This is a genomic window from Micromonospora desertarenae (genome assembly GCF_056150265.1).
Genome location: NZ_JAXCFQ010000013.1, coordinates 129,654 through 149,468 on the forward strand (window position 1 = coordinate 129,654; position 19,815 = coordinate 149,468).

The 19,815-nt window shown below is 73.9% G+C and carries 17 protein-coding genes and 1 pseudogene; 10 read left to right on the forward strand and 8 right to left on the reverse strand.

Going from position 1 to position 19,815, the window contains the following annotated elements; genetic code table 11:
* The first annotated feature begins 38 nt into the window (after positions 1-38).
* Positions 39-743 (forward strand): hypothetical protein, encoded by a 705-nt coding sequence (locus SM577_RS24685; protein ID WP_302920088.1) that lies wholly within the window; start codon positions 39-41, stop codon positions 741-743.
* 116 nt (positions 744-859) lie between these two features.
* Positions 860-1,453 carry a maleylpyruvate isomerase mycothiol-dependent enzyme family protein gene (locus SM577_RS24690; protein ID WP_302920089.1) on the forward strand — a complete coding sequence of 198 codons (594 nt, stop codon included), beginning with the start codon at positions 860-862 and terminating at the stop codon, positions 1,451-1,453.
* A 91-nt stretch (positions 1,454-1,544) separates the two neighbouring features.
* Here the strand turns inward: SM577_RS24690 and SM577_RS24695 are convergent, their stop codons facing one another.
* Positions 1,545-2,111, reverse strand: coding sequence for an RBBP9/YdeN family alpha/beta hydrolase (locus SM577_RS24695; RefSeq protein WP_302920090.1), 567 nt, complete (start codon positions 2,109-2,111; stop codon positions 1,545-1,547).
* A gap of 99 nt (positions 2,112-2,210) precedes the next feature.
* On the opposite strand from SM577_RS24695, the gene SM577_RS24700 reads away from it, so the two are divergent.
* Positions 2,211-2,549 (forward strand): MerR family transcriptional regulator, encoded by a 339-nt coding sequence (locus SM577_RS24700; RefSeq protein ID WP_474581338.1) that lies wholly within the window; start codon positions 2,211-2,213, stop codon positions 2,547-2,549.
* A gap of 41 nt (positions 2,550-2,590) precedes the next feature.
* Here the strand turns inward: SM577_RS24700 and SM577_RS24705 are convergent, their stop codons facing one another.
* A complete protein-coding gene (locus SM577_RS24705; RefSeq protein ID WP_302920092.1) occupies positions 2,591-3,490 on the reverse strand; it encodes an alpha/beta hydrolase in 900 nt (299 codons plus the stop codon).
* An 85-nt stretch (positions 3,491-3,575) separates the two neighbouring features.
* Here SM577_RS24705 and SM577_RS24710 point away from each other — a divergent pair, with 85 nt between their 5' ends.
* Complete coding sequence (locus SM577_RS24710) at positions 3,576-4,331, forward strand: PIG-L deacetylase family protein (protein ID WP_302920093.1); 756 nt, start codon at positions 3,576-3,578, stop codon at positions 4,329-4,331.
* A 177-nt stretch (positions 4,332-4,508) separates the two neighbouring features.
* Here the strand turns inward: SM577_RS24710 and SM577_RS24715 are convergent, their stop codons facing one another.
* The gene (locus SM577_RS24715; RefSeq protein WP_302920094.1) at positions 4,509-4,967 is read right to left on the reverse strand and encodes an iron chaperone; all 459 of its coding nucleotides are present in this window, start codon (positions 4,965-4,967) and stop codon (positions 4,509-4,511) included.
* Between the two features lie 85 nt (positions 4,968-5,052).
* The gene (locus tag SM577_RS24720; RefSeq protein WP_302920095.1) at positions 5,053-5,508 is read right to left on the reverse strand and encodes a carboxymuconolactone decarboxylase family protein; all 456 of its coding nucleotides are present in this window, start codon (positions 5,506-5,508) and stop codon (positions 5,053-5,055) included.
* A 164-nt stretch (positions 5,509-5,672) separates the two neighbouring features.
* Between SM577_RS24720 and SM577_RS24725 the strand changes: the two genes are divergently transcribed.
* Positions 5,673-7,919 carry an ATP-binding protein gene (locus SM577_RS24725; RefSeq protein ID WP_474588084.1) on the forward strand — a complete coding sequence of 749 codons (2,247 nt, stop codon included), beginning with the start codon at positions 5,673-5,675 and terminating at the stop codon, positions 7,917-7,919.
* A 48-nt stretch (positions 7,920-7,967) separates the two neighbouring features.
* Here the strand turns inward: SM577_RS24725 and SM577_RS24730 are convergent, their stop codons facing one another.
* The 3 genes and pseudogenes from SM577_RS24730 to SM577_RS24740 form a co-directional block, all read right to left on the reverse strand.
* Positions 7,968-8,618, reverse strand: coding sequence for a LysE family translocator (locus SM577_RS24730; RefSeq protein ID WP_474581335.1), 651 nt, complete (start codon positions 8,616-8,618; stop codon positions 7,968-7,970).
* Between the two features lie 71 nt (positions 8,619-8,689).
* Complete coding sequence (locus SM577_RS24735; RefSeq protein ID WP_474588085.1) at positions 8,690-9,631, reverse strand: EamA family transporter; 942 nt, start codon at positions 9,629-9,631, stop codon at positions 8,690-8,692.
* Between the two features lie 75 nt (positions 9,632-9,706).
* Positions 9,707-10,351 (reverse strand): annotated as a pseudogene (locus tag SM577_RS24740) (mycothiol-dependent nitroreductase Rv2466c family protein).
* A gap of 190 nt (positions 10,352-10,541) precedes the next feature.
* Between SM577_RS24740 and SM577_RS24745 the strand changes: the two are divergent.
* The 4 genes from SM577_RS24745 (at position 10,542) to SM577_RS24760 (ending at position 16,418) form a co-directional block, all read left to right on the forward strand.
* Entirely contained in the window at positions 10,542-11,426 is an 885-nt protein-coding gene (locus tag SM577_RS24745) for a LysR family transcriptional regulator (RefSeq protein WP_474581334.1), read from the forward strand.
* 180 nt (positions 11,427-11,606) lie between these two features.
* On the forward strand, positions 11,607-13,241 hold the full coding sequence (gene pgi, locus SM577_RS24750; RefSeq protein WP_302920101.1) for a glucose-6-phosphate isomerase: 1,635 nt from the start codon (positions 11,607-11,609) through the stop codon (positions 13,239-13,241).
* Positions 13,242-13,290: 49 nt separating this feature from the next.
* Positions 13,291-14,001 (forward strand): DNA alkylation repair protein, encoded by a 711-nt coding sequence (locus tag SM577_RS24755; protein WP_302920102.1) that lies wholly within the window; start codon positions 13,291-13,293, stop codon positions 13,999-14,001.
* Positions 14,002-14,540: 539 nt separating this feature from the next.
* Entirely contained in the window at positions 14,541-16,418 is a 1,878-nt protein-coding gene (locus SM577_RS24760) for an ABC transporter ATP-binding protein (protein WP_302920103.1), read from the forward strand.
* On the opposite strand, the gene SM577_RS24765 is transcribed toward SM577_RS24760, so the two are convergent.
* Positions 16,382-19,378, reverse strand: coding sequence for an AfsR/SARP family transcriptional regulator (locus SM577_RS24765; RefSeq protein ID WP_474588086.1), 2,997 nt, complete (start codon positions 19,376-19,378; stop codon positions 16,382-16,384). The genes SM577_RS24760 and SM577_RS24765 overlap by 37 nt on opposite strands.
* A gap of 162 nt (positions 19,379-19,540) precedes the next feature.
* On the opposite strand from SM577_RS24765, the gene SM577_RS24770 reads away from it, so the two are divergent.
* Positions 19,541-19,726, forward strand: a complete 186-nt coding sequence (locus tag SM577_RS24770) for a hypothetical protein (protein ID WP_302920105.1) — start codon at positions 19,541-19,543, stop codon at positions 19,724-19,726.
* Positions 19,727-19,815: the final 89 nt, after the last annotated feature.

Consider the following 19,815-nt stretch of genomic DNA (forward strand, 5'->3'; position numbering starts at 1 on the left):
CCGTGGAGCGCGGTGCCGGCGGACGCTAGGTGGCGGGCATGCAGATCATCGAGCACAGCATCATCGGGACCCGCTCCGCGGTGCTTCGCCTTCGGCGCCCCGGCAGCCAGCTGGAGTTCGTGGTGTTCCCCATGCTCCACGTCGCCAGCCCGGAGTTCTACGCGGCGGTGACGCAGCGGCTCCGCCGGTGTGACCTGCTCGTCGTGGAAGGCGTCCGGGGACGCTCGGTACTGGGCTGGGCCATCACGCTCACCTACCGGGTCATGCCGGCCAACAAGCGCTCCGGCCTGGTCGTAGACACCATCGCGTACCGGTCGCTCGGCGTCGAGATGATCAACCCGGACCTGACGACGGCCGAGTTCGCCCAGGGCTGGCGGGCCATGCCGCTGCGCTACCGGCTACAGATGTGGTGCCTGCTACCGATCGTGGCCGTCGCCCAGTTCCTCGGTGGCACGCGGCGGCTGCTCTCCCCCGAGGTCGAGCTGAACGACCTGCCCAGCGCGTGGGACGAGCGGTACTCGGACAGCGACTTCGCCGACCATGTCGAGCGCACGTTCGGCGGCGACCGGGACGAGCGGCTGCTCGCCGCGCTCGCCGAGCTGGTCCGTACGCGGTCGTCGGAGCGGATCGACGTCGCGGTCGTCTACGGCGCCGGTCACGTGCCGGCGATCGTCCGGGGGCTGATGGACCGGCACGGCTACCGCCCCCGGACCGCCGAGTGGCTCACCGTGCTGGGCGCGTGAGCGGTCCCGCCACCGTCCGCCTCCACGGTGCCGCTGTCGTCACACCCTTGAGGCAGGCTGCCTGGCACCGACCGAGGCCAGTGCGGCATCGGCCTGGCACGACCTGGAGGAAGCCCATGGCGGTCACCGCCGATGATCTCGACGCGGCGTTGTCGAGCGTTGTTGCCACCCTGCGACCAGCTACCGGACTGGAGTGGTCCGCGCGGGCCGGCGGTCTGGAGTGGGACTGCTGGCACACCGCCGAACACCTCGGCGACTGCCTGATCTCGTTCGCCGGTCAGCTGGTGGCCCGACCGGAGAAGCGGTTCGTGCGCTTCATGGCGACCGCCGACCAGGACGCCTCCCCGGCGGAGGTACTGGAGTTCGCCGAGGTGGGTGGCCGGATGCTGGCCGCCACCGTACGCATGTCCGGGCCGGAGGTCCGGGCCTACCACCCCAGCGGTCAGGCCGATCCGGAGGGCTTCGCCGCGATGGGGTGCGTGGAGACGTTGCTGCACGGTGACGACATCGCGCAAGGGCTCGGCCTCGCGGTCGATCCGCCCCGTGACGTGTGCTCCCGGGTGCTCGACCGGCTGTTTCCGGCGGCGGCGCGGGAGTTGGCCGGCGTCGACCCGTGGGCGGCACTGCGGTGGTCCACCGGCCGCATCGAGCTGCCGGGGCGGCCCCGGCTGGAGGAATGGCACTGGCGTGCCGCTCCGCCGGGTGAATGACACCTGATCACGGACCGGGTGCGAGCAGGTCGCGGCGAACGTCCCCGCGGCCTGCTCGCACCCGGCAGGAGGCGCCCGCGTCCGCCGGGTCTCAGCGCGCCGCAGCCGTGCTCGCGGGAGCCAGTTGGAGGATCTCGGCCACCAGCGGCAGGGTGGTCACGCCCTCGCTCTCCAGGAAGTGGCCGCCGCCCCGGACGAGGTGGGTACGGGCCCGTAGCCGGTCGGCCAGGGCCACGGAGGCGCTCGGCGGAACGATCGCGTCGTCGTCGGAATGGATCACGTGGCGTTGCCGGATGTTCGGCGCGATCGCGGCGAGGTCCACCTCCTCGGCGAGGAAGGTGTCCAGGACGGGGAGCACGTCGAGCGTGCCGGTGAAGCCCGCGACGAAGACCGCGCCACCCAGCGACCACGGGGTGGGCAGCGCGGCGAGGCGCCGCAGCACGGTGATCGCGCCCAGGCTGTGCGCCACGATCCAGGTCCCCTCGTCGACCCGGTCCACGGCGGCGCTGACCGCCCGGTGCCACTCGGTCGCGGAGGGCGCGTCGGGCTCCGGAAGCCGGACCACCGTGACCTCGACGCCGTGTGCGGTGAGCAGGTCGCGTAGCCAGGGGAACCAGTGGTTCTCGGGCGTCGCCCCGTAGCCGTGGACGATGAACACCCGCCGGACGGGAAGATCAGATGTCGTGGGTGAGGTTGAGATAGGCACAGCGAGACCGTAAAGGCTCACGTCGGTGTCAAGGTCAAGAGGAGAGGTTGGATGCGCATCGGGCAACTGTCCGCCATGACCGGGGTCAGTAGGCGAGCGCTTCGCTACTACGAGGAGCAGGGGCTGCTGGTCACGCGGCGCAGCGCCAACGGCTATCGGGAGTACGCCGAGGACGCGCCGCTGGTCGTGCGACAGATCACCGCGCTGCTGGACTCGGGACTCAACTCGGACGCGATCCGCCGCTTCCTTCCCTGCGCCCGTGGCCCGCAGCCGGAGTTCGAGATGTGCGACGAGCTACGGGCACATCTGCAACGGCGCCGGGACGAGCTGAGCAACCAGCTGCACCGGCTGTCCGAACAGGTCGGCCGGCTGGCGGCCCACCTGGAGTGACGCGGCGGGACCCGCCTCGGCGCCGACGGGGCGGTGACCGTTCACCACCGGCGCAGCGCGGCGGCCAGCTGGGCCAGGGCGATGTGGGCGGCGTCGAAGATGGCCAGTTTCCGTGGGAAGTTGTGGTTGAGCCCCTGGTACCGGGTCGCGGTGACGGGAACGCCGGCCGCCAGCAGCCCGGCGGCGTACCGTTCCCCCTCGGCGGACAACAGGTCGAGTTCGGCGGTGATGACCAGGGCCGGGGGCAGCCCGGCGAGGTCGGCCCGCAGCGGGTCCAGGTCCGGCTGGGTCCGGTCCACGCCCGGCGGGGCGTACGCGTCCCAGAAGAACCGCATCTCCTCGCGGTCCAGGCCGTACTCGTCCAGGGCCGGGTAGTCGGCCGCGGGGTCGATGACCGGGCAGATGAGGAGCTGTCCCGCGAGGCGGATCCCGGCGTCCCGGGCGCGCCGGGCGGTCACCGCCGCGAGGTGCCCGCCAACGGAGTCACCGGCCACCGCGATCCGGCCCGGATCGAGGCCGTGCCCAGCCGCCCCGGGCCCGCGCAGCCAGGTCAGTGCGCGCGCCATGTCGTCCACCGCGGCCGGGTAGGGGTGCTCGGGGGCGAGCCGGTAGTCCACGGAGAGCACGGCCCAACCGGACCTGGCCGCCAGGTGCCGGCACAACCCGTCGTGGGTGTCCACGTTGCCCATCACCCAGCCACCGCCGTGGGCGTACAGGACCACCGGCAGCGCGTCGTCGTCGCCGGCGCGGTAGAGGCGGGCCGGCACGCCGCCGGCGTCGACGGTGCGCACCGACCGGATCTCCGGTGCCTCCCCCACCTCGTCCGGGGTCGCCCGGACCATGCTGAGCCGGGCCGCCGGCAGGGTCGCCCGGGTGAGCGGGACACGCTGCTGGACCTGCATCGCGGCCCGCGCCTGCGGGTGGAGTCGGCCGGGGTCCACCCGCTCATTATCGCTGCTCGCCGGAGGCCACCGGCGCCGACACGGACGGTGCCGGCCGGGCGGCGCGGCGGCTACCGTGTGGACCGTGGACGAGCTGCTACCGGCACTGCCGGAGGATTGGGAGCGCTGCCTCGCGGTGGCCGCGCATCCCGACGACATCGAGTACGGCGCGGCCTCGGCGATCGCCCGCTGGACCGCGCAGGGCAAGCAGGTCACCTACCTGCTGGCCACCCGGGGCGAGGCGGGCATCGACGCCATGCACCCGGACCAGGCCGGGCCGTTGCGGGAGGAGGAGCAGCGCGCCGCGGCCCGGGAGGTCGGCGTGGACGTCGTGGAGTTCCTCGACCACCGTGACGGGGTCGTCGAGTACGGTCCGGAGCTGCGCCGCGACATCGTGCGGGCGATCCGGCGGCACCGGCCCGAGGTCATCGTCTCGGGCGCCTTCACCGTCCGCATGGTGGGCGGCATGACCAACCAGGCCGACCACCGGGCGGTGGGGCTGGCCACGCTCGACGCCGCCCGCGACGCCGGCAACCGGTGGATCTTCCCGGAACTGGTGGACGAAGGGCTGCCACCGTGGGGTGGCGTGCGCTACGTCTGCTTCGCCGGCGCGGAGCGCCCCACGCACGGCGTCGACGTCACCGGCGAGCCGCTGCGGCGCGGTATCGCCTCGCTCGCCGCGCACGCCGAGTACACCAAGGGTCTGGGCGTGGCCGGCCCCGAACCCGCGCCGATGCTCACCTGGGCGGCCCGGCAGGGCGGGCCGGCGCTGGGCGTGGAGGCGGCGGTCCTGTTCGACGTGCACGCCCTCACCTTCGAGGGCCCACCACCCTGGCTGTGAGCCCGCCCGCAGCGAGCCCGGCCGCGCGGCGCTCGGGCGCTGCGAGCCCGGCCGCGCGGCGCTCGGGCGCTGCGAGCCCGGCCGCGCGGCGCTCGGGAGACGGTGAGCTGGCGCGGTGCCCGGGGCCCCTCGGCGGAATGTCGGATGGCGTCCGGCATTCCGCCGAGGAGGAGGCGCTCAGCTCACCGCCTGCTTCACCAGCGCGGCGATCCTGGCCTCGCTGTCGGCGGTCAGCTCGGTCAGCGCGAAGTAGGTCGGCCACATCACGCCGTCGTCGAGGTTCGCCTCGTCGCTGAAGCCGAGCACCGCGTACCGGGTCTTGAACTTCGCCGCGCTCTGGAAGAAGCAGACCACCTTGCCGTCGCGGGCGTACGCGGGCATGCCGTACCACAGCTTGGCCGTCAGGCCCGGCGCGCTGGCCTTGATCACCGCGTGCAGGCGCTCGGCGATCGCGCGGTCGGACGCCGACATCTCGGCGATCTTCGCGAGCACGTCGCCCTCGGTGTCGGCCTTGGCGCCCCGCCGCGCGGCGCTCTTCAGCTCCTTGGCGCGCTCCTTCATGGCGCTGCGCTCGTCGTCGGTGAACCCGTCGTACTTGGCGCCGGTCACGGTGGTGGTCTTGGTCTTGGTCGACATCACAACTTCCTCTTTCTGACGAGTGGTTCGGGGGGTGGAGCCCCGGTTCGTACCGGGCTGACGGATCTCTTCGGCGCGGCTCAGGTCACCACGCGCCGGCCTGCTGCCGGGTCGGCGCGTTGAGCCGGTTGAAGGCGTTGGTCATGGCGATGGTGAGCAGCAGCGCGGCCAACTCCTTCTGGTCGAAGTACGTGGCGGCGATGTCCCACACCTGGTCCGGCACCGGGTCCGGGTGGTCGGCGAGCCGGGTCACCGCCTCGGTCAGGGCCAGCGCGGCACGCTCCTCGTCGCTGAACCAGGGCGTCTCCCGCCAGGCGGCGACGGCGTGCACCTGCTCCGCGCTCGCGCCGTGCTGGCGGGCCTGGTGCACTCCCCCGGCCACGCACGGGGCGCAGCCGTTGATCTGGCTGGCTCGCAGGTGGCTCAGCGCCAGCACCCTGCCGTCCATCCCCGCGCCCGCGACCGCCCGGTTCACAGCCATCAGGGCCTCCATCGCCTCGGGGATCAGCACCGCCGGGTTCGGCATGCGCTCGGTCGACATCGCTTTCTCCTTCGTCCTCGGTGTCGCTGACGGGAGTCATCTGATCAGCGGCGGGCCGGGTCCCGCGCCGCCCGTGGGACACCGTGGGACACTCAGAGGCCCGCTGAGCAGCGCAAACGCGTCGCCGATCCGGCGCCGTGGGCCGGGACGGTACGGTGTTGCAGGTGTCCAGCCCCCAGGAGCGACTGGTGGCTCAGCTCGCCGGGATCAAGGAGCTGAGCGGGCTGAGCCTGCGCGCCCTCGCCCGCCAGGCCGGGCTGAGCAGCTCGTCGCTGTCGCGGTACCTCACCGGTCAGCTGGTGCCGCCGTGGGAGGCCGTGGTGGCGCTGTGCCGGGCGGTGGGCCGCGATCCCCGGCCACTGCGCGCGGTGTGGGCGGAGGCGTCCCGGGCGGGCGCCGCACCCGCACCGCGCCGCAACGACCTGCCCGCCGACCTGTTCGACTTCACCGGCCGGGAAGCGGAGGCCGCGCTGGTCGAACAGCTGCTGCGGAACACCGCCGCGGTCGCGATCGACGGCATGGCGGGCGTGGGCAAGACCAGTCTGGCCGTGCACGTGGCCCACCGGCTCGCCGCGACGTATCCGGACGGCGGGCTCTACCTCGACCTGCACGGCTTCACCCCCGGCCAGGAGCCGCTGGAGCCGCGGACCGCGCTGGGCCGGCTGCTGGCCGCGTTGGACGTCACGCACCCACCGGCCGGCGTCACCGAACGCGCGGCGCTCTGGCGGTCGGAGCTGTCCCGCCGGCGGGTGCTCATCGTGCTCGACAACGCGGTCGACGCGGAGCAGGTACGCCCGCTGCTGCCCGGCGCCGGCAGGTCGGCGGTCCTGGTGACCAGCCGCCACCGGCTGGTCAGCCTGGACGGGGTGCCACCGGTCTCGCTGGAGCCGCTGACCGACGACGACGCGGCGCACCTGTTCGGCCGGGCGGCCGGGCTCCCGCGCACCGACGGGGAAGCCGTCAGCCAGGTGCTGCGCCAGTGCGGCGGGCTCCCGCTGGCGCTCCGGATGGCCGGTGCCCGGCTTCGCCACCGCCCGGGCTGGACGGTGGGGGTGCTGGCCGAGCGGCTGCGCGACACCGCGAACCGCTTCGACTCCGTGTTCGGCATGTCGCTGCGGCAGCTCGACGCCGGCCAGCGCCGGGTGTTCCGGCTGCTCGGCGTCCTGCCGGGCGCCGACTTCGACGCGGCCGCGGCGGCCGCGCTCACCGACCTGCCGCCCGACCGGGTCGGCGCGGCGCTGGAGGAACTGGTCGACGCCCACCTGGTCCAGGAGCCCTCCCCCGGGCGGTACCGGATGCACGACCTGATCCGGCAGTACGCGGCGGACCTCGCCGCCGACGAGGAGCCCCGGGCCGAGGCCGCGCTGCGCCGGGTGCTGCGGCACTATCTGGCACAGGCGGTCGCCCGCGACCGGACGCTGCCCTCGCCGCACCGCGGGCGACCCGCGCCGGGCGACCCGGCGACGGCGATGGCCTGGTTCGACCTCGAGTACGCCAATCTGGTGGCCAGCTTCGACGCCGCCGTACGGCTCGGCATGGACGAGGTGGTGGCCGAGCTGCCGCAGGCCATGCAGGTCTGGTTCTTCCGCCACCGCGGCACCGACGACCAGCTGCGCCTGCTCGAATCGGCCGCGGCCGCCGCGGCGCGGCTCGGCCGTGACCAGCAGCGGGCCGCGCTGCTCGCCGAGCTCGGCTTCGCCCGCGCGGCCGCCGGCCGCCTCAGCGAGGCGCTGTCCGCCTACGAACTGGCGGAGCGCTCAGCGCCGGACGACGACACCGCCGCGGCGCTGGCGCTGCGCACCGGGTTCGTACGCCGGGATCTGGGTGACCTCGAAGCCGCCCAGGCGCACTTCCGGCGGGCCGGCGTCCTGTTCGAGAAGATCGGCCGCCCTGCCGGGCAGGCCCAGGCGCTGGCCTTCGACGGGTGGGTGACCCTGCACCTCGGCCGCCCCGGCGAAGCCGTCGAACTCGCCCGGGCATCCGTCGCCCTGGTGGACGGGCCGGCGCGGATCACCGGGCTGGTCACCCTCGGGCTCGCCCTGGCGCCGGACGATCCGGCCGGTTCGCTGCGCGCGCTGCGGGACGCGTTACGGCTGTCCGAGCAGCACCACCTCCAGCACAACCAGGCGTGGTGCCACAACTACCTCGGTGTCGCGCTGCGGGTGACGGGCTCGCCCGAGGAGGCGCTCGAACACCACCGGCGGGCCTTCGAGCTGCTGGAACCGCTGGCCGAGGTCCAGCTGGAGATCGACGTCCGGCACACCTACGCCGAGACGTGCCGCGCGGCGGGTCGGCGGGACGAGGCGCTGGCGCTGCTCGACCGGACCATCGAACTCGCCCGTGAGCTGGGCCGGCCGTACGACGAGAAACGCGCCCGCGCGGCGCGGGACAGCCTGCTCGCCGCCGGCTGACCCGACGCCGGCCCGCCGGCGTCGGGGGTGGCGGAGCGATCCGCGCGGTCAGCGGCTGGCCGCGGCCACCCGCAGCCCCAGGGCGATCAGCACGGTGCCGCTGACCATTTCGAACCGGCGACGGATCGCCGGTCGACGGAACCACGCGCCGGCCCGCCCGACCACGGCTGCCAGCGCCAGGTACAGGACGATCTCGACAGCCACCTGGAGCAGGGCGAGCAGGGCGGTGGTCGCGAACAACGGCCGGTCGGCCGGCACGAACTGCGGGTAGAACGCGATCATGAACACGGCGGCCTTGGGGTTGGCGAGCATCACCACCGCGCCCTCGCCGAACGCCTTCCACCAGCCCCGCCTCGGGTCGGCCGGCGCCTCCTCGGCCACCGCCTGGAGCGCCCCGGGCTTCCGGCTCCGCCAGGCGGCCCGCCACGACCTGACGCCCAGGTAGATCAGGAAGCCGGCGCCCACCACGCGGAGGACCACGAAGGCCGCCTGGGAAGCGGCAACCAGGGCGGCCAGACCGGCGGCGGCGAACAGCGCCCAGAGATAGAGGCCGGCCTCCAGCCCCAGCACGGTGGGCACCGCGCCGGCGAAGCCGCGCAGCGCGGCCCGCCGCATGATCAGCGCCATCGCGGGACCTGGCGAGGCGGAGATCAGCACGACGGCGACGACGAAGGCCGGCAGCGAGGCGACGAGATCCATTGGAGGATTCTCGTCGCCGGCGCCGCTCGGCTCAAGGACATCCCGGGCGGGCTCGCCAGGCCCGGGTGACCTCAGTCAGCACTGGGTCCTGGCACGACGCCCGCTCCCACCGCAGACGTCGGTCCGGGAGGAGCGGCGGGATGCCACCGTGGCTGGGGCGGCCGTGGCTGGGCGAGCAGCACGGCGACGGTGATGGCGATGACGCCGACCAGCTGGACGAGGGAGAGCGTCTGGCGCAGGAACAGGTAGCCGAGGAGGGTGGCGACGATCGGGCTGCCGAGGGCGAGGAAGGAGACGGCGAGTGCCGGCAGTCGCTCGATCCCGCGGAACCACAGCGCGTAGCTGAGGACCGCGCCGAGGGAGATCAGGTAGCCGAAGCCGATGACGTTCGGCCCGGTGAGGGTGGCCGGCAGCCCTTCGAGGACCAGCGTGACCGGCAGGGCCACCAGTCCGCCGGCGACCAACTGCCATCCGGTGAAGGGCAGCAGCCCGATCCGGCTCGGACGCCCCCAGCGTTTGGTCAGCGTGATGCCGGCGGCCATGCAGGTCGCCGCGCCGAGCGCCGCGACCACGCCGGCCGCGTCCAGGGCCGCCGTGCCCCGCAACACCAGCATCGCTACCCCGGCCGCGCCGAGCAGACAGGCCACCACGTGCGCGACCCGGATCCGGTCACCGAGCAGCAGCGCCGCCAGCAGCAACACGATCATCGGTTGTACGGCCATCAGCGTCGCGGCGATGCCACCGGGCAGGCGGTAGGCCGCGACGAACAGCAGGACGTTGAACGCGCCGATGTTGAGCGTGCCGAGCACCAGTGACCGCCACCACCACCGCCCGGTCGGCAGCACGCGGGTGAGGGCCAGCAGGATCAGGCCCCCGGGAAGCGCCCGAACGGTGGTGGCCAGCAGTGGCCGGTCGGGTGGCAACCACTCGGTGGCCACCAGGTAGGTGCTTCCCCAGACCGCCGGTGCCAGCGCCGTGACGCCCGCGGTGCGCAGTGGTTGCCCGCCCCTCATGCCGCACCGCCCGTCCTTCCCGGGACCCGGGGCGCCGGCGTCGGGCGCCCCGCCGCGCTGGCGGTCGGCCTGCTGCTAGTCGACGCGGGCATCGCGGTCGCGGGTCCGCTTGAGCTCGAAGAAGCCGTCGGTGCCGGCCAGGGCGAGGATGCCGTCCCAGAGCCGGCCGGCGGCCTCGCCGCGCGGTGCCGGGGACATCACCGGGCCGAAGAACGCGACGCGTTCGCCAGCGGGCCCGGCGAGGTGGATGACGGGAGTGCCGACCTCGGAGCCGACCGGGTCCATGCCGGCGTGGTGACTCGTCAGCAGCGCCTCGTCGTGGTCGGTGGTGTCCGCGGCGTCGGCGAGGTCCGCCGGCAGCCCGGCGTCGGCGAGCGCGGCGAGGATCATGTCCCGGCCCAGGCCGGCCCGGTGGTGGTGGATCCTGGTGGCCATCGCGACGTAGAGCGCCCGCAGGGCGTCGGGGCCGTGCCGCAGCTCGGCGGCGACGCAGACACGCACCGACGCCCAGCCCTCGACCATCGCCGTGCGGTACTTCTCCGGCACCTCCCGGCCCTGGTTGAGCACCGAGAGGCTCATCACGTGCAATCGCGTCCGGACGGGTCAGACCTGTTCGACCTCGAGGAGCCAGCGGGAGGCGATCCACGCCCAGGGGCAGCGCGGGTCGACCCAGGCGTCGACGACGGTCTCCGCCGCCCGCTCGGGTGCGTTGACGTTCATGGTGCGGTCCTCTCGGGTGAGCTGGGGTTGCCGGCGGCGGCTCGCGGCCGTCGCCCGCCCCGACCCGGCGAACGGCCGGTCGAGGCTGCTCGGCGGTTGCCGAACCGGTCTGACTCGAAGCTTCACCCGCGATAGATCATGAGTCCAACACATGCTTGTCACATGATCGATCGTGAAACAAGATTGATCCGTGGAACTCCAGCAGATGCGCTACGTGATCGCGGTCGCGGAGACGAACAGCTTCACCCGGGCCGCCGAGCGGTGCCTGGTGGTGCAGTCCGCGCTCAGCCACCAGATCGCGCGCCTGGAACGGGAGCTGGGCGCGAAGCTCTTCGACCGCACCAGCCGGCGGGTCCGGCTCACCCCGGCCGGCGCCGCGTTCCTGCCCGCCGCCCGCCAGTGCCTGGACGCCGCGGATCGGGCTGCCGCCGAGGTCGCCGCGGCCGTCGGCGAGGTGCGCGGACGGCTCACGGTCGGCCTGATCCCCACCGTCGCCGCGGTCGACCTGCCGCGCGTCCTGCGGGACTTCCGCCAGCGCTACCCGTCGGTACGCATCAGCCTCCGGGTGGGCGCCAGCGAGGATCTCGTCGAGCAGGTGAAACAGGGCGCGATCGAGGTGGCCTTCCTCGGGCTGCCCACCACCGCGCGGCCCGACGGCGTACCCGCCCGCGAACTCGCCCGCGACCGGCTCGTCGCGGTGGTCGCCCCGGACCACCCCCTCGCCGCCGAGTCAGCCGTCAGCCTGCGTCGGCTCTCCACCGAGGTGTTCGTCGACCTGCCGGCCCGGACCGCCGGGCGGATCCAGTCCGACCAGGCCTTCACGGCCGCCGGCCTCACCCGCGATGTCGCCTTCGAGGTGACCACCGCCTACCTCATGTCCCGGCTGGTCGAACAGGGACTCGCGGTGGCCATGCTGCCCGCCGCCTACGCACCGCAGCTCACCGGCGTGACCACCATCGAGGTCACCGACGCGCCGGCCCGCGTCGAGTACGTGATCTGGAGCCGGTTCGACCGTACGCCGGCGGCGAACGCCTTCCTCGCCCTGCTCGACATCGACCCCGGGAGCGTCGGGTAGCGCTCGCCGGTCACCACGCCGTTCCCACCGCCGGCCGCCGGTCGGGGCGGGATCAGCATCCGGGAATGGCCGCGTCCGGCTCGCACGCCGATCTTCGCGATGGCAGGCTGGGGGGACCGTCCGTCGGCAGCCGAAGGCCGCCGGACGGCCGATCCTGCGCAGAGGGAGGCGACCGATCCGATGGCCGCGGACGTCACCAGCACCGCCGAGTGGCAGGCCCTGAGCAGGCACGCCGACGAGATCCGCGGGATCCGTCTGCGCGACCTGTTCGCCGCCGACCCGGGCCGGGGCGAGCGGTTGGCCCTGGAGCTGGCCGACTGCTACGTGGACTACAGCAAGAACCTGGTGACCGACACCACCCTGGAGCTGCTGACCGCGCTGGCCGAACGGGTCGGGCTGGCCGACCGGATCGCCGCGATGTTCGCCGGGGCGCACCTCAACGCCACCGAGGACCGGGCCGTGCTGCACACCGCGCTCCGACTGCCCCGGACGGCCGCGTTGACAGTGGACGGTCAGGACGTGGTCGCCGGCGTGCACGAGGTGCTGGACCGGATGTCGGCGTTCGCGGAGAACGTCCGCTCCGGACGGTGGCGCGGGCACACCGGCGAGCGGATCCGCACCGTGGTCAACATCGGCATCGGCGGTTCCGACCTGGGGCCGGTGATGGCGTACGAGGCGTTGAAGGCGTACCGCGACGGGGGCCTGACCTGCCGGTTCGTGTCGAACATCGACCCCACCGACGTCCACGACACCACCGCCGACCTGGACCCGGCGACGACCCTGTTCGTGGTGGTCTCCAAGACGTTCTCCACCCAGGAGACGCTGGCCAACGCCCACCAGGCGCGGCGCTGGCTGCTGGCCGGGCTCGACGCCGACGAGTCGGCGGTGGCCCGGCACTTCGTCGCGGTCAGCACGAGCGAGCAGCGGGTACGCGACTTCGGCATCGACCCGGAGAACATGTTCGGCTTCTGGGACTGGGTGGGTGGCCGGTACTCGCTGCCGTCGGCGGTGGGCCTGTCGGTGATGCTGTCCATCGGACCGGACCGGTTCCGCGAGATGCTGGGCGGCTACCACGCCGTGGACGAGCACTTCCGCACCGCGCCGCTGGCCCGTAACGCGCCGGTGCTGCTGGGCCTGCTCAACGTCTGGTACACGAACTTCCTCGGCGCCCAGACCCACGCCGTGCTGCCGTACTCGCAGTACCTGCACCGGCTCCCGGCGTACCTGCAACAGCTCACCATGGAGAGCAACGGCAAGTCGGTGACGGTGGACGGCGCCCCGGTGACGTACGACACCGGGGAGATCTTCTGGGGCGAGCCCGGCACCAACGGGCAGCACGCCTTCTACCAGCTGATCCACCAGGGCACCCGGCTGGTGCCCGCGGACTTCATCGCCTTCAGCGAGCCGAACCACGACATCGGCGAGATGCACGACCTGTTCATGTCGAACTTCTTCGCCCAGACCGCCGCGCTGGCCTTCGGCCGCACCGCCGAACAGGTCGCGGCGGAGGGCACCCCGGCGGAGCTGGTGCCGCACCGGGTGATGGCCGGCAACCACCCCACCACCTCGATCATCGCCCCGCGGCTGACCCCGGCCACCTTCGGGCAACTGGTGGCCCTCTACGAGCACATCGTGTTCACCGAGGGCGCGATCTGGGACATCAACCCGTTCGACCAGTGGGGCGTCGAGTTGGGAAAGGTGCTGGCCAACCAGCTCGCACCGCAGCTCACCGCCGAGAGCGCGGACCTCGACGGCACCGACTCGTCCACCGCCGCCCTGATCCGCCGGTACCGGCACCAGCGCGGCCGCGACTGAGGCCGGCCGCCCCCGGCACCGTCCGGGATCGGCGGTAGATTGCACGGTCATGGCCACGAGCGCGGACGTCCGGCGCGACCTCGCCCGCCTCGCCGACCCGCACCGGGCGGCGCGGGTGAGCCGGTTCCTGCAGATGGTCCCCGGCGGGTACGGCGAGGGCGACCGGGCCATCGGCGTCTCCGTGCCCGAGCAGCGCGGCGTGGCCGCCCGGTACTGGCGTGACCTCTCCCTGGCCGAGACGGCGAAGCTGCTGACCAGCGGCGTGCACGAGGAGCGGCTGACGGCGCTGTTCGTCCTGGTGCGCAAGTTCGCCAAGGCAGACGAGGACGAGCGGGCCCGGATCTTCCACACGGTCCTGGCCAACACCCGCCACATCGACAACTGGGACCTGGTGGACTCCTCCGCGCCGTACATCGTCGGCCCCTGGCTGATCGACAAGGACCGCGGCGTCCTGGACACGTTGGCCGGGTCGAGCCTGGTGTGGGAGCGGCGGATCGCCATCATGGCGACCTTCGCCTTCATCCGGGCCGGCGACTTCGACTGGACCTTCCGGCTCAGCGAACGGCTGCTGCGCGACCCGCACGACCTGGTCCACAAGGCGGTGGGCTGGATGCTGCGCGAGGTGGGCAACCGGGACCGGGCGGCGGCGGAGGAGTTCCTGGCCCGACGGTACCGCCGCATGCCACGGGTGATGCTGCGGTACGCCATCGAGAAGTTCGAACCGCAGCGCCGGCGGGAGTACCTGTCCGGCGTGGTCTAGGCGACCGGCGCCCGCCGGCGAGCCGGCGGATCGTCGCGGTCAGCGGCGGTCGGTGTAACGGGACCGCGCGCCGCTACGCCATACCGTCAGGGAGATCGTGCCGCACGGTCTCCCGGGTGGGCGGCGCTCCAGACGTTCCGGGTTCCGCTCGCTCCGTTTTGGCCGTACACCGGAAAGCACTCATGGCTGAGCCCACAACGCCGATGCCCGCACCGACGCCGGCGGCACCACGCCGCGCCGGCGACACCGCCGTGGCGGACGCGGGAGCGACACCCGCGGCATCGGACGGTCCTGCGCAGACCTCACCCACCCCGCCGGAGCGGGGCCGCACCGCCGTGTGCCGGCACTGCGGGCAACCCCTGTTCACCGACCCGTTGTGGGGCTGGATGCATGGCGGGAGCCGCTACCTGTGCCAGGACCCGGCCACCGGTGAGCCGCTGTGCCAGCCGGCCACGCCGGCCTGACGCCAGCGCCCGGCTGGGGTCCGCCTGTACCGGCGCTGTAGCTGCTCCTGGAGGTGCCGTCCGTACCCTCTCGCCATGATCGGCATTGCCCGGACCGCACGGGCCGTCGCGGTGGTCTGGCGGGCCGGGCGGGCCAACCTCGCGGTGTACGTCGTGCTCGCGCCGATCGCCGGCGCGCTCCCGGTGCTCGCGGCCTGGCTGACCAAACTCGTCCTCGACCGGGTGGCGAACGCCTCCGGCGGCGCGATCCTCGGGGTGGCCACCGCGCTGGCGGTGGTCTCCGTCGGCCTCGCCCTCGTGCCGCACCTGACGAACTACCTGCGGGCGGATCTCGGGCGCTCGGCCGCCGTCGTCGCGCTCGACCAGTTGTACGCGGCGACCGACCGCCTCGCCGGGCTGCGCCGGCTGGAGGATCCGGCGTTCCAGAACACGCTCCGGCTGGCCGAGCAGGCCGGGCGGGACGGGCCGAGCCGCTGCGTCGACGGCCTGCTCGGCCTGGTGCAGAACGGGGTGCTGCTGACCGGTTTCCTCAGCACCCTCGTGGTGATCAACCCGGTGATGGCCGTGCTGGTGGCGGCCGGCGGCGTACCGGTGCTGGTCGCCGAGCTGCGGCTGAGCCGGCGACGGGCGAACATGCTGTGGCAGATCGGACCGGGCGAGCGGCGGGAGATGTTCTACGCCAGCCTGCTGACCAGCCTGTCCGCCGCCAAGGAGGTACGCCTGCTGCGGCTGGGCGGGCTGTTCCGCCGCCGGATGCTCGCCGAGCTGAGCACGGCGAACGCCGCCCGTCGGGTCCACGAGCGCCGGGAGGTACGCGTCCAGGCCCTGCTCGCGGCGCTGAGCGCGGCGCTGTCCGGGGGCGGCCTGGTGTGGGCGGTCGCCACCGCCCGGTCCGGCGGGCTCACCGTGGGCGACGTGGCCGTCTTCATCGCCGCCGTCGCCGGGGTGCAGAGCAGCCTGGCCACCCTGATCGACCACCTCGCCGGCATCCACCAGGCGATGCTGCTCCTCACCCACTACGAGCAGATCGTCACCTGCCCACCGGATCTACCGGAGCCGGCCCGGCCACTGCCGGTGCCGCCGCTGAAGCGCGGCATCGAGTTCCGCGACGTCTGGTTCCGCTACGGTCCGGACCACCCGTGGGTGCTGCGCGGCGTCGACCTGTTCATCCCGGCCGGTCAGGCGGTGGCCCTGGTCGGCCACAACGGCGCCGGCAAGAGCACCCTGGTCAAGCTGCTGTGCCGGTTCTACGACCCGACCCGGGGCGCGATCCGGTGGGACGGCGTCGACCTGCGCGAGCTGTCCGTGCCCGACCTGCGGGCCCGGATCGGCGCGGTGTTCCAGGACTACATGACCTACGACCTGACGGCCGCGGAGAACATCTGGCTCGGCGACGTCGACCCGGCCGGCCCGGACCACGTACGGGCCGAGGACGCCGCCCGGATCGCCGACGCCGCCCGGCGGGCCGGCATCCACGAGACCATCGAGGACCTGCCCCGGGGGTACCGGACGATGCTGTCCCGGGTGTTCGAACTGGACGGCGACCCGGCCGACGCCGGGGTGCTGCTCTCCGGCGGGCAGTGGCAGCGGATGGCGATCGCCCGGTCGGTGCTGCCCGCGGCGCGGGACCTGCTCATCCTCGACGAGCCGAGCGCCGGCCTGGACGCCGAGGCCGAGCGGGACATCCAGCTGCGGCTGCGCCGGTACCGGGCCGACCGCACCAGCGTCCTGATCTCGCACCGGCTGGGTACGCTGCGCGACGCCGACCTGATCGTGGCGCTCTCCGGCGGACGGATCGTGGAGGCCGGCCGGCACGAGGACCTGCTGGCGGCCGGCGGCACCTACGCGTCCCTGTTCCGGATGCAGGCGGCCGGCTATGTCGCGACGGAGCCGGACCGGGTCGCGGCCGACGCGGACTACCTGCCGGCCGAGGCGGGCACGCCGGCCGACTGATCCGCGCGGGCGAGGAACGTTTCCAGCACGCCGTCGCGCCGGCCGGGCAGGTCGGCGAAGATCCGGTCGGCCTGCCGGGCGTACCCGTCGGCCGCCGCGCGCTCGCCGCGGCGTTCCCGCACCCGGCCGAGCTGCCGCAGCGCGGCCGCCTCGCCGTACCGGTCGCCGACCGCGCGGGCCAGGGTCAGCGCCTCCTCGCCGTCCCGGTGGGCCAGCGCCACGTCGCCGATCCGGAGGTGCACCTCCGAGCGGCTGAGCAGCGCCTCCCACTCGTCCTCCCGGTTGCCGGTGCGCCGGCACAGCCGCAAGCCGGCGGTGAGCGCCGTCAGCGCGTCCAGGTGCCGCCCGAGCTGGCTGTGCGTCCGGCCCAGCGCGACCAGCGTCATCGCCTCGCCGACGGCGTCGTCGTGCTCGCGCCGCATCGCCAGGCAGCGGGTGAGGTGCGCGCCGGCCGCCGGGAAGTTGCCCAGCTCGAACTCGATCTCGGCGAGGTTGTGCAGCGCCATCGCCAGCCACACCGGGTTCCCGGTGGCGAGCAGCTCGACCGCCGCCCGGACCAGGTCCGCCGCCCGGCGCGGGGAGCCCGTACGGTGGTGGAACCAGCCGAGGTTCTGTAGCGCCCGCCCCTCGCCTTCGCGATCCCCGAGCCGGCGCCACAGCTCCAGCGCCGACTCCAGCGCGCCGCACGCCGCCTCCAGGGACCCGGCGCGCCAGTGCAGCGTCGCCCGTAGCGCCAGCACCTTCGCCCGGGTGGCACCGTCGTCGGTGACCGTCGCCGCCCGCTCGCAGACGGCGACCAGGGCGTCGGCCTCCGCCCACCGGTTGCGCTTCTGCAGCCAACCGGCCACCGACGGGATCGCCGCCACGCAGAGCCGGCTCAGCTGCGGGGCCGCGTCGCAGGCCTGGCGTGCGGCGGCGATGATCCCGGCCAGCTCGGCGTCGACCCAGCGTACGGCGTCGTCGAGCGTGGCCAGCTCGACGACGGTGGGCCCGGTGGCCAGTTCGGCCGCCCGCTGCGGACGCAACAGCTGACCGGCGCGCAGCACGGTGGTCAGGTACGCGGTCAGCCCGCGGAGCACCAGCCGGTCGCGCTCCGCGGCCGGATCGGTCTCCTCGGCCAGCTCCGCGCCGTAGAGCCGGAGCAGGTCGTGGAAGCGGAACCGGGTCGGCCCGACCGCCTCCAGCAGGTGCGTCTCGGTGAGCCGGTCCAGCAGCGTCAGCGCACGCCGCTCCGGGACGCCGATGGTGACCGCGGCGAGCGGCGCCGGTATCTCCGGCACCCGCAGCAGCGACAACGACCGGAAGGCGGCCGCCGCCGTGCGGTCGTCCGGATCGGCGCTGTCGAGCAGTTGCCGGTAGGTGTTCCAGAAGCTGGACCGGATGGCGAGGTCGTCCGCGCGCAGCTCGTCGAGGCGTCCCCGCTCGTTGTCCAACCGGTCCGCGAGCACCGCGACGGGCCAGTCGGGGCGGGCCGCCAGCCGGGCCCCGGCGATGCGCAGCGCCAGCGGGTGGCCGTCGCAGAGCATCGCCAGGCGGTCCGCCGCGGCGGGGTCGGCCGCCCCCCGGCCGTCGCCGCAGAGGGTGTCGAGGAGCTGGCGCGCCTCGGCGTCGCTGAGCCGGTCCAGCCGGAGCCGGACCGCGTCGAGGGTGCTCGCCGGCCGGCGGCTGGTGACGAGGACCGCGCAGTCCGGGCCGGCCGGGAGCAGCGGCCGGATCTGCTGCGCGCCGGCCGCGCCGTCCAGCACGATGAGCAGCCTCCGGGTGGCGGTCTCCGACCGGAACCGCGCGGCCGCCTCGGCCAGCTCGAGCGGGACGTCCCGGGCCGGCACGCCCAGCGCGCGCAGCATCCGACCGAGCGCTGACAGCGGTTCGACGCCGGGCATGCCGGGGGCGCCACCCTGTAGTTCCAGGTACAGCTGCCCGTCCGGATAGCGGCCCGCGAGCCGGTGCGCGGCGCGTACCGCCAGGGTGGTCTTGCCCATCCCGCCCGGGCCGTGCAGCACGACCACCGCCGGCCCGGTCCGCGACCCGTCGGCGGCCGTGCAGGTCCGCTCGATGGCGTGCAGTTCGTCGACCCGGCCGACGAACGCGGCCGGGTCCGGTGGCAGCTGACGCGGCGGTTCGGCCGGGCCGGGCGGGTTACCCGCCGTGGGGGCCGGTTGCGGGTCGACCGGCTCGGCGGCGGTGTCGGGGGTGGACAGTTCCGGGGCCCGGCGCAGGATGGCCTGGTGCAGCCGGGTCAGCTCGGTGCCGGGTTCGAGGCCGAGCTGGTCGGCGAAGACCGCGCGGGTCTCCGCGTACGCGGTGAGGGCCGCCGGCGCGTCGCCCGAGCGGTACAGCGCCAGCATGAGCTGGTGACGCAGCCGCTCCCGGTACGGGTGGGCGGTGATCAGCAGCCGCAGCCTGCCGATCACCGAGGCGTGCTCGCCGAGCGCGAGGCGGGCCTGGATCAGGTCCTCGACCAGCGACAGGTGCTGCTCCTCGAGCAGGGTGATCCGGGCGCCGAGTTCCGGCCCGGGACGGACGTCTTCGGCCGGTCGGCCCCGCCACAGGTCCAGTGCCTCCCGGAACCGCGCCGTGGCCGCGGCGTGGTCGCCCCGGGCGAGGGCCGTGCGGCCCTGCTCGATAGCGGCCTGGAAACGGTGCAGGTCCAGCTCGTCCGGGTCGACCCGCAGCTGGTATCCGGCCGCGTTGGCGGCCAGCCGATCGGCGCCGGCCGGTTCCCCGTCCAGCTCGCCGAGCAACCGGCGCAGCCCGCTGGCGTAGGTGCGCAGGTTCGCCACGGCCGAGTGCGGCGGCTGGTCCCACAGCTCGCCGACGAGGCGGTCCAGCGACACCCGCTCGTTGGCCGACAGCAACAGGGTGGCCAGCATCGCCCGCTGCTTCTGCGGGCCCACCGGGACAGCCCGACCGGCGGAGATGATCCGGAGTGGACCGAGCAGCTGGAATCGCAGACTCAAGGCACCTCGGCTCTGATCGGGACCACCACGGCCAGCGCCCCGGGAGCAGGTACGAGGGCTCGCAACGCGGTACGCGTAGCGGCTTGTATCGATGCTGTAGGTCGCCGTGTAGGAGGTCCACCTATCGTCCACCATCAGTCTAGATCATGATTGGAGGGACACATGACCCGTCGCGTCGGCGCACTGGCGGACCGGTTCTTGGCACTGATGCTGCCCAAGACCACCGCCTCCGCCGTCTGTCAGCCGCCCTGCACCCACACCCCGATGTGCTGCCGGTTCACCTACACCCGGTTCAAGTGGCGCACCTGCAACAGCTCGTGCGAGTGCTGGTGGGGTACCGACTGCTGAGCAACGCCCGTGACAGCGTCGCGGGGCGGGGGCCCCCCGCCCCCCCCCGCCCGGGGCCCCCCCCCCCCGCGGCGGCCCCCCACCCCCAC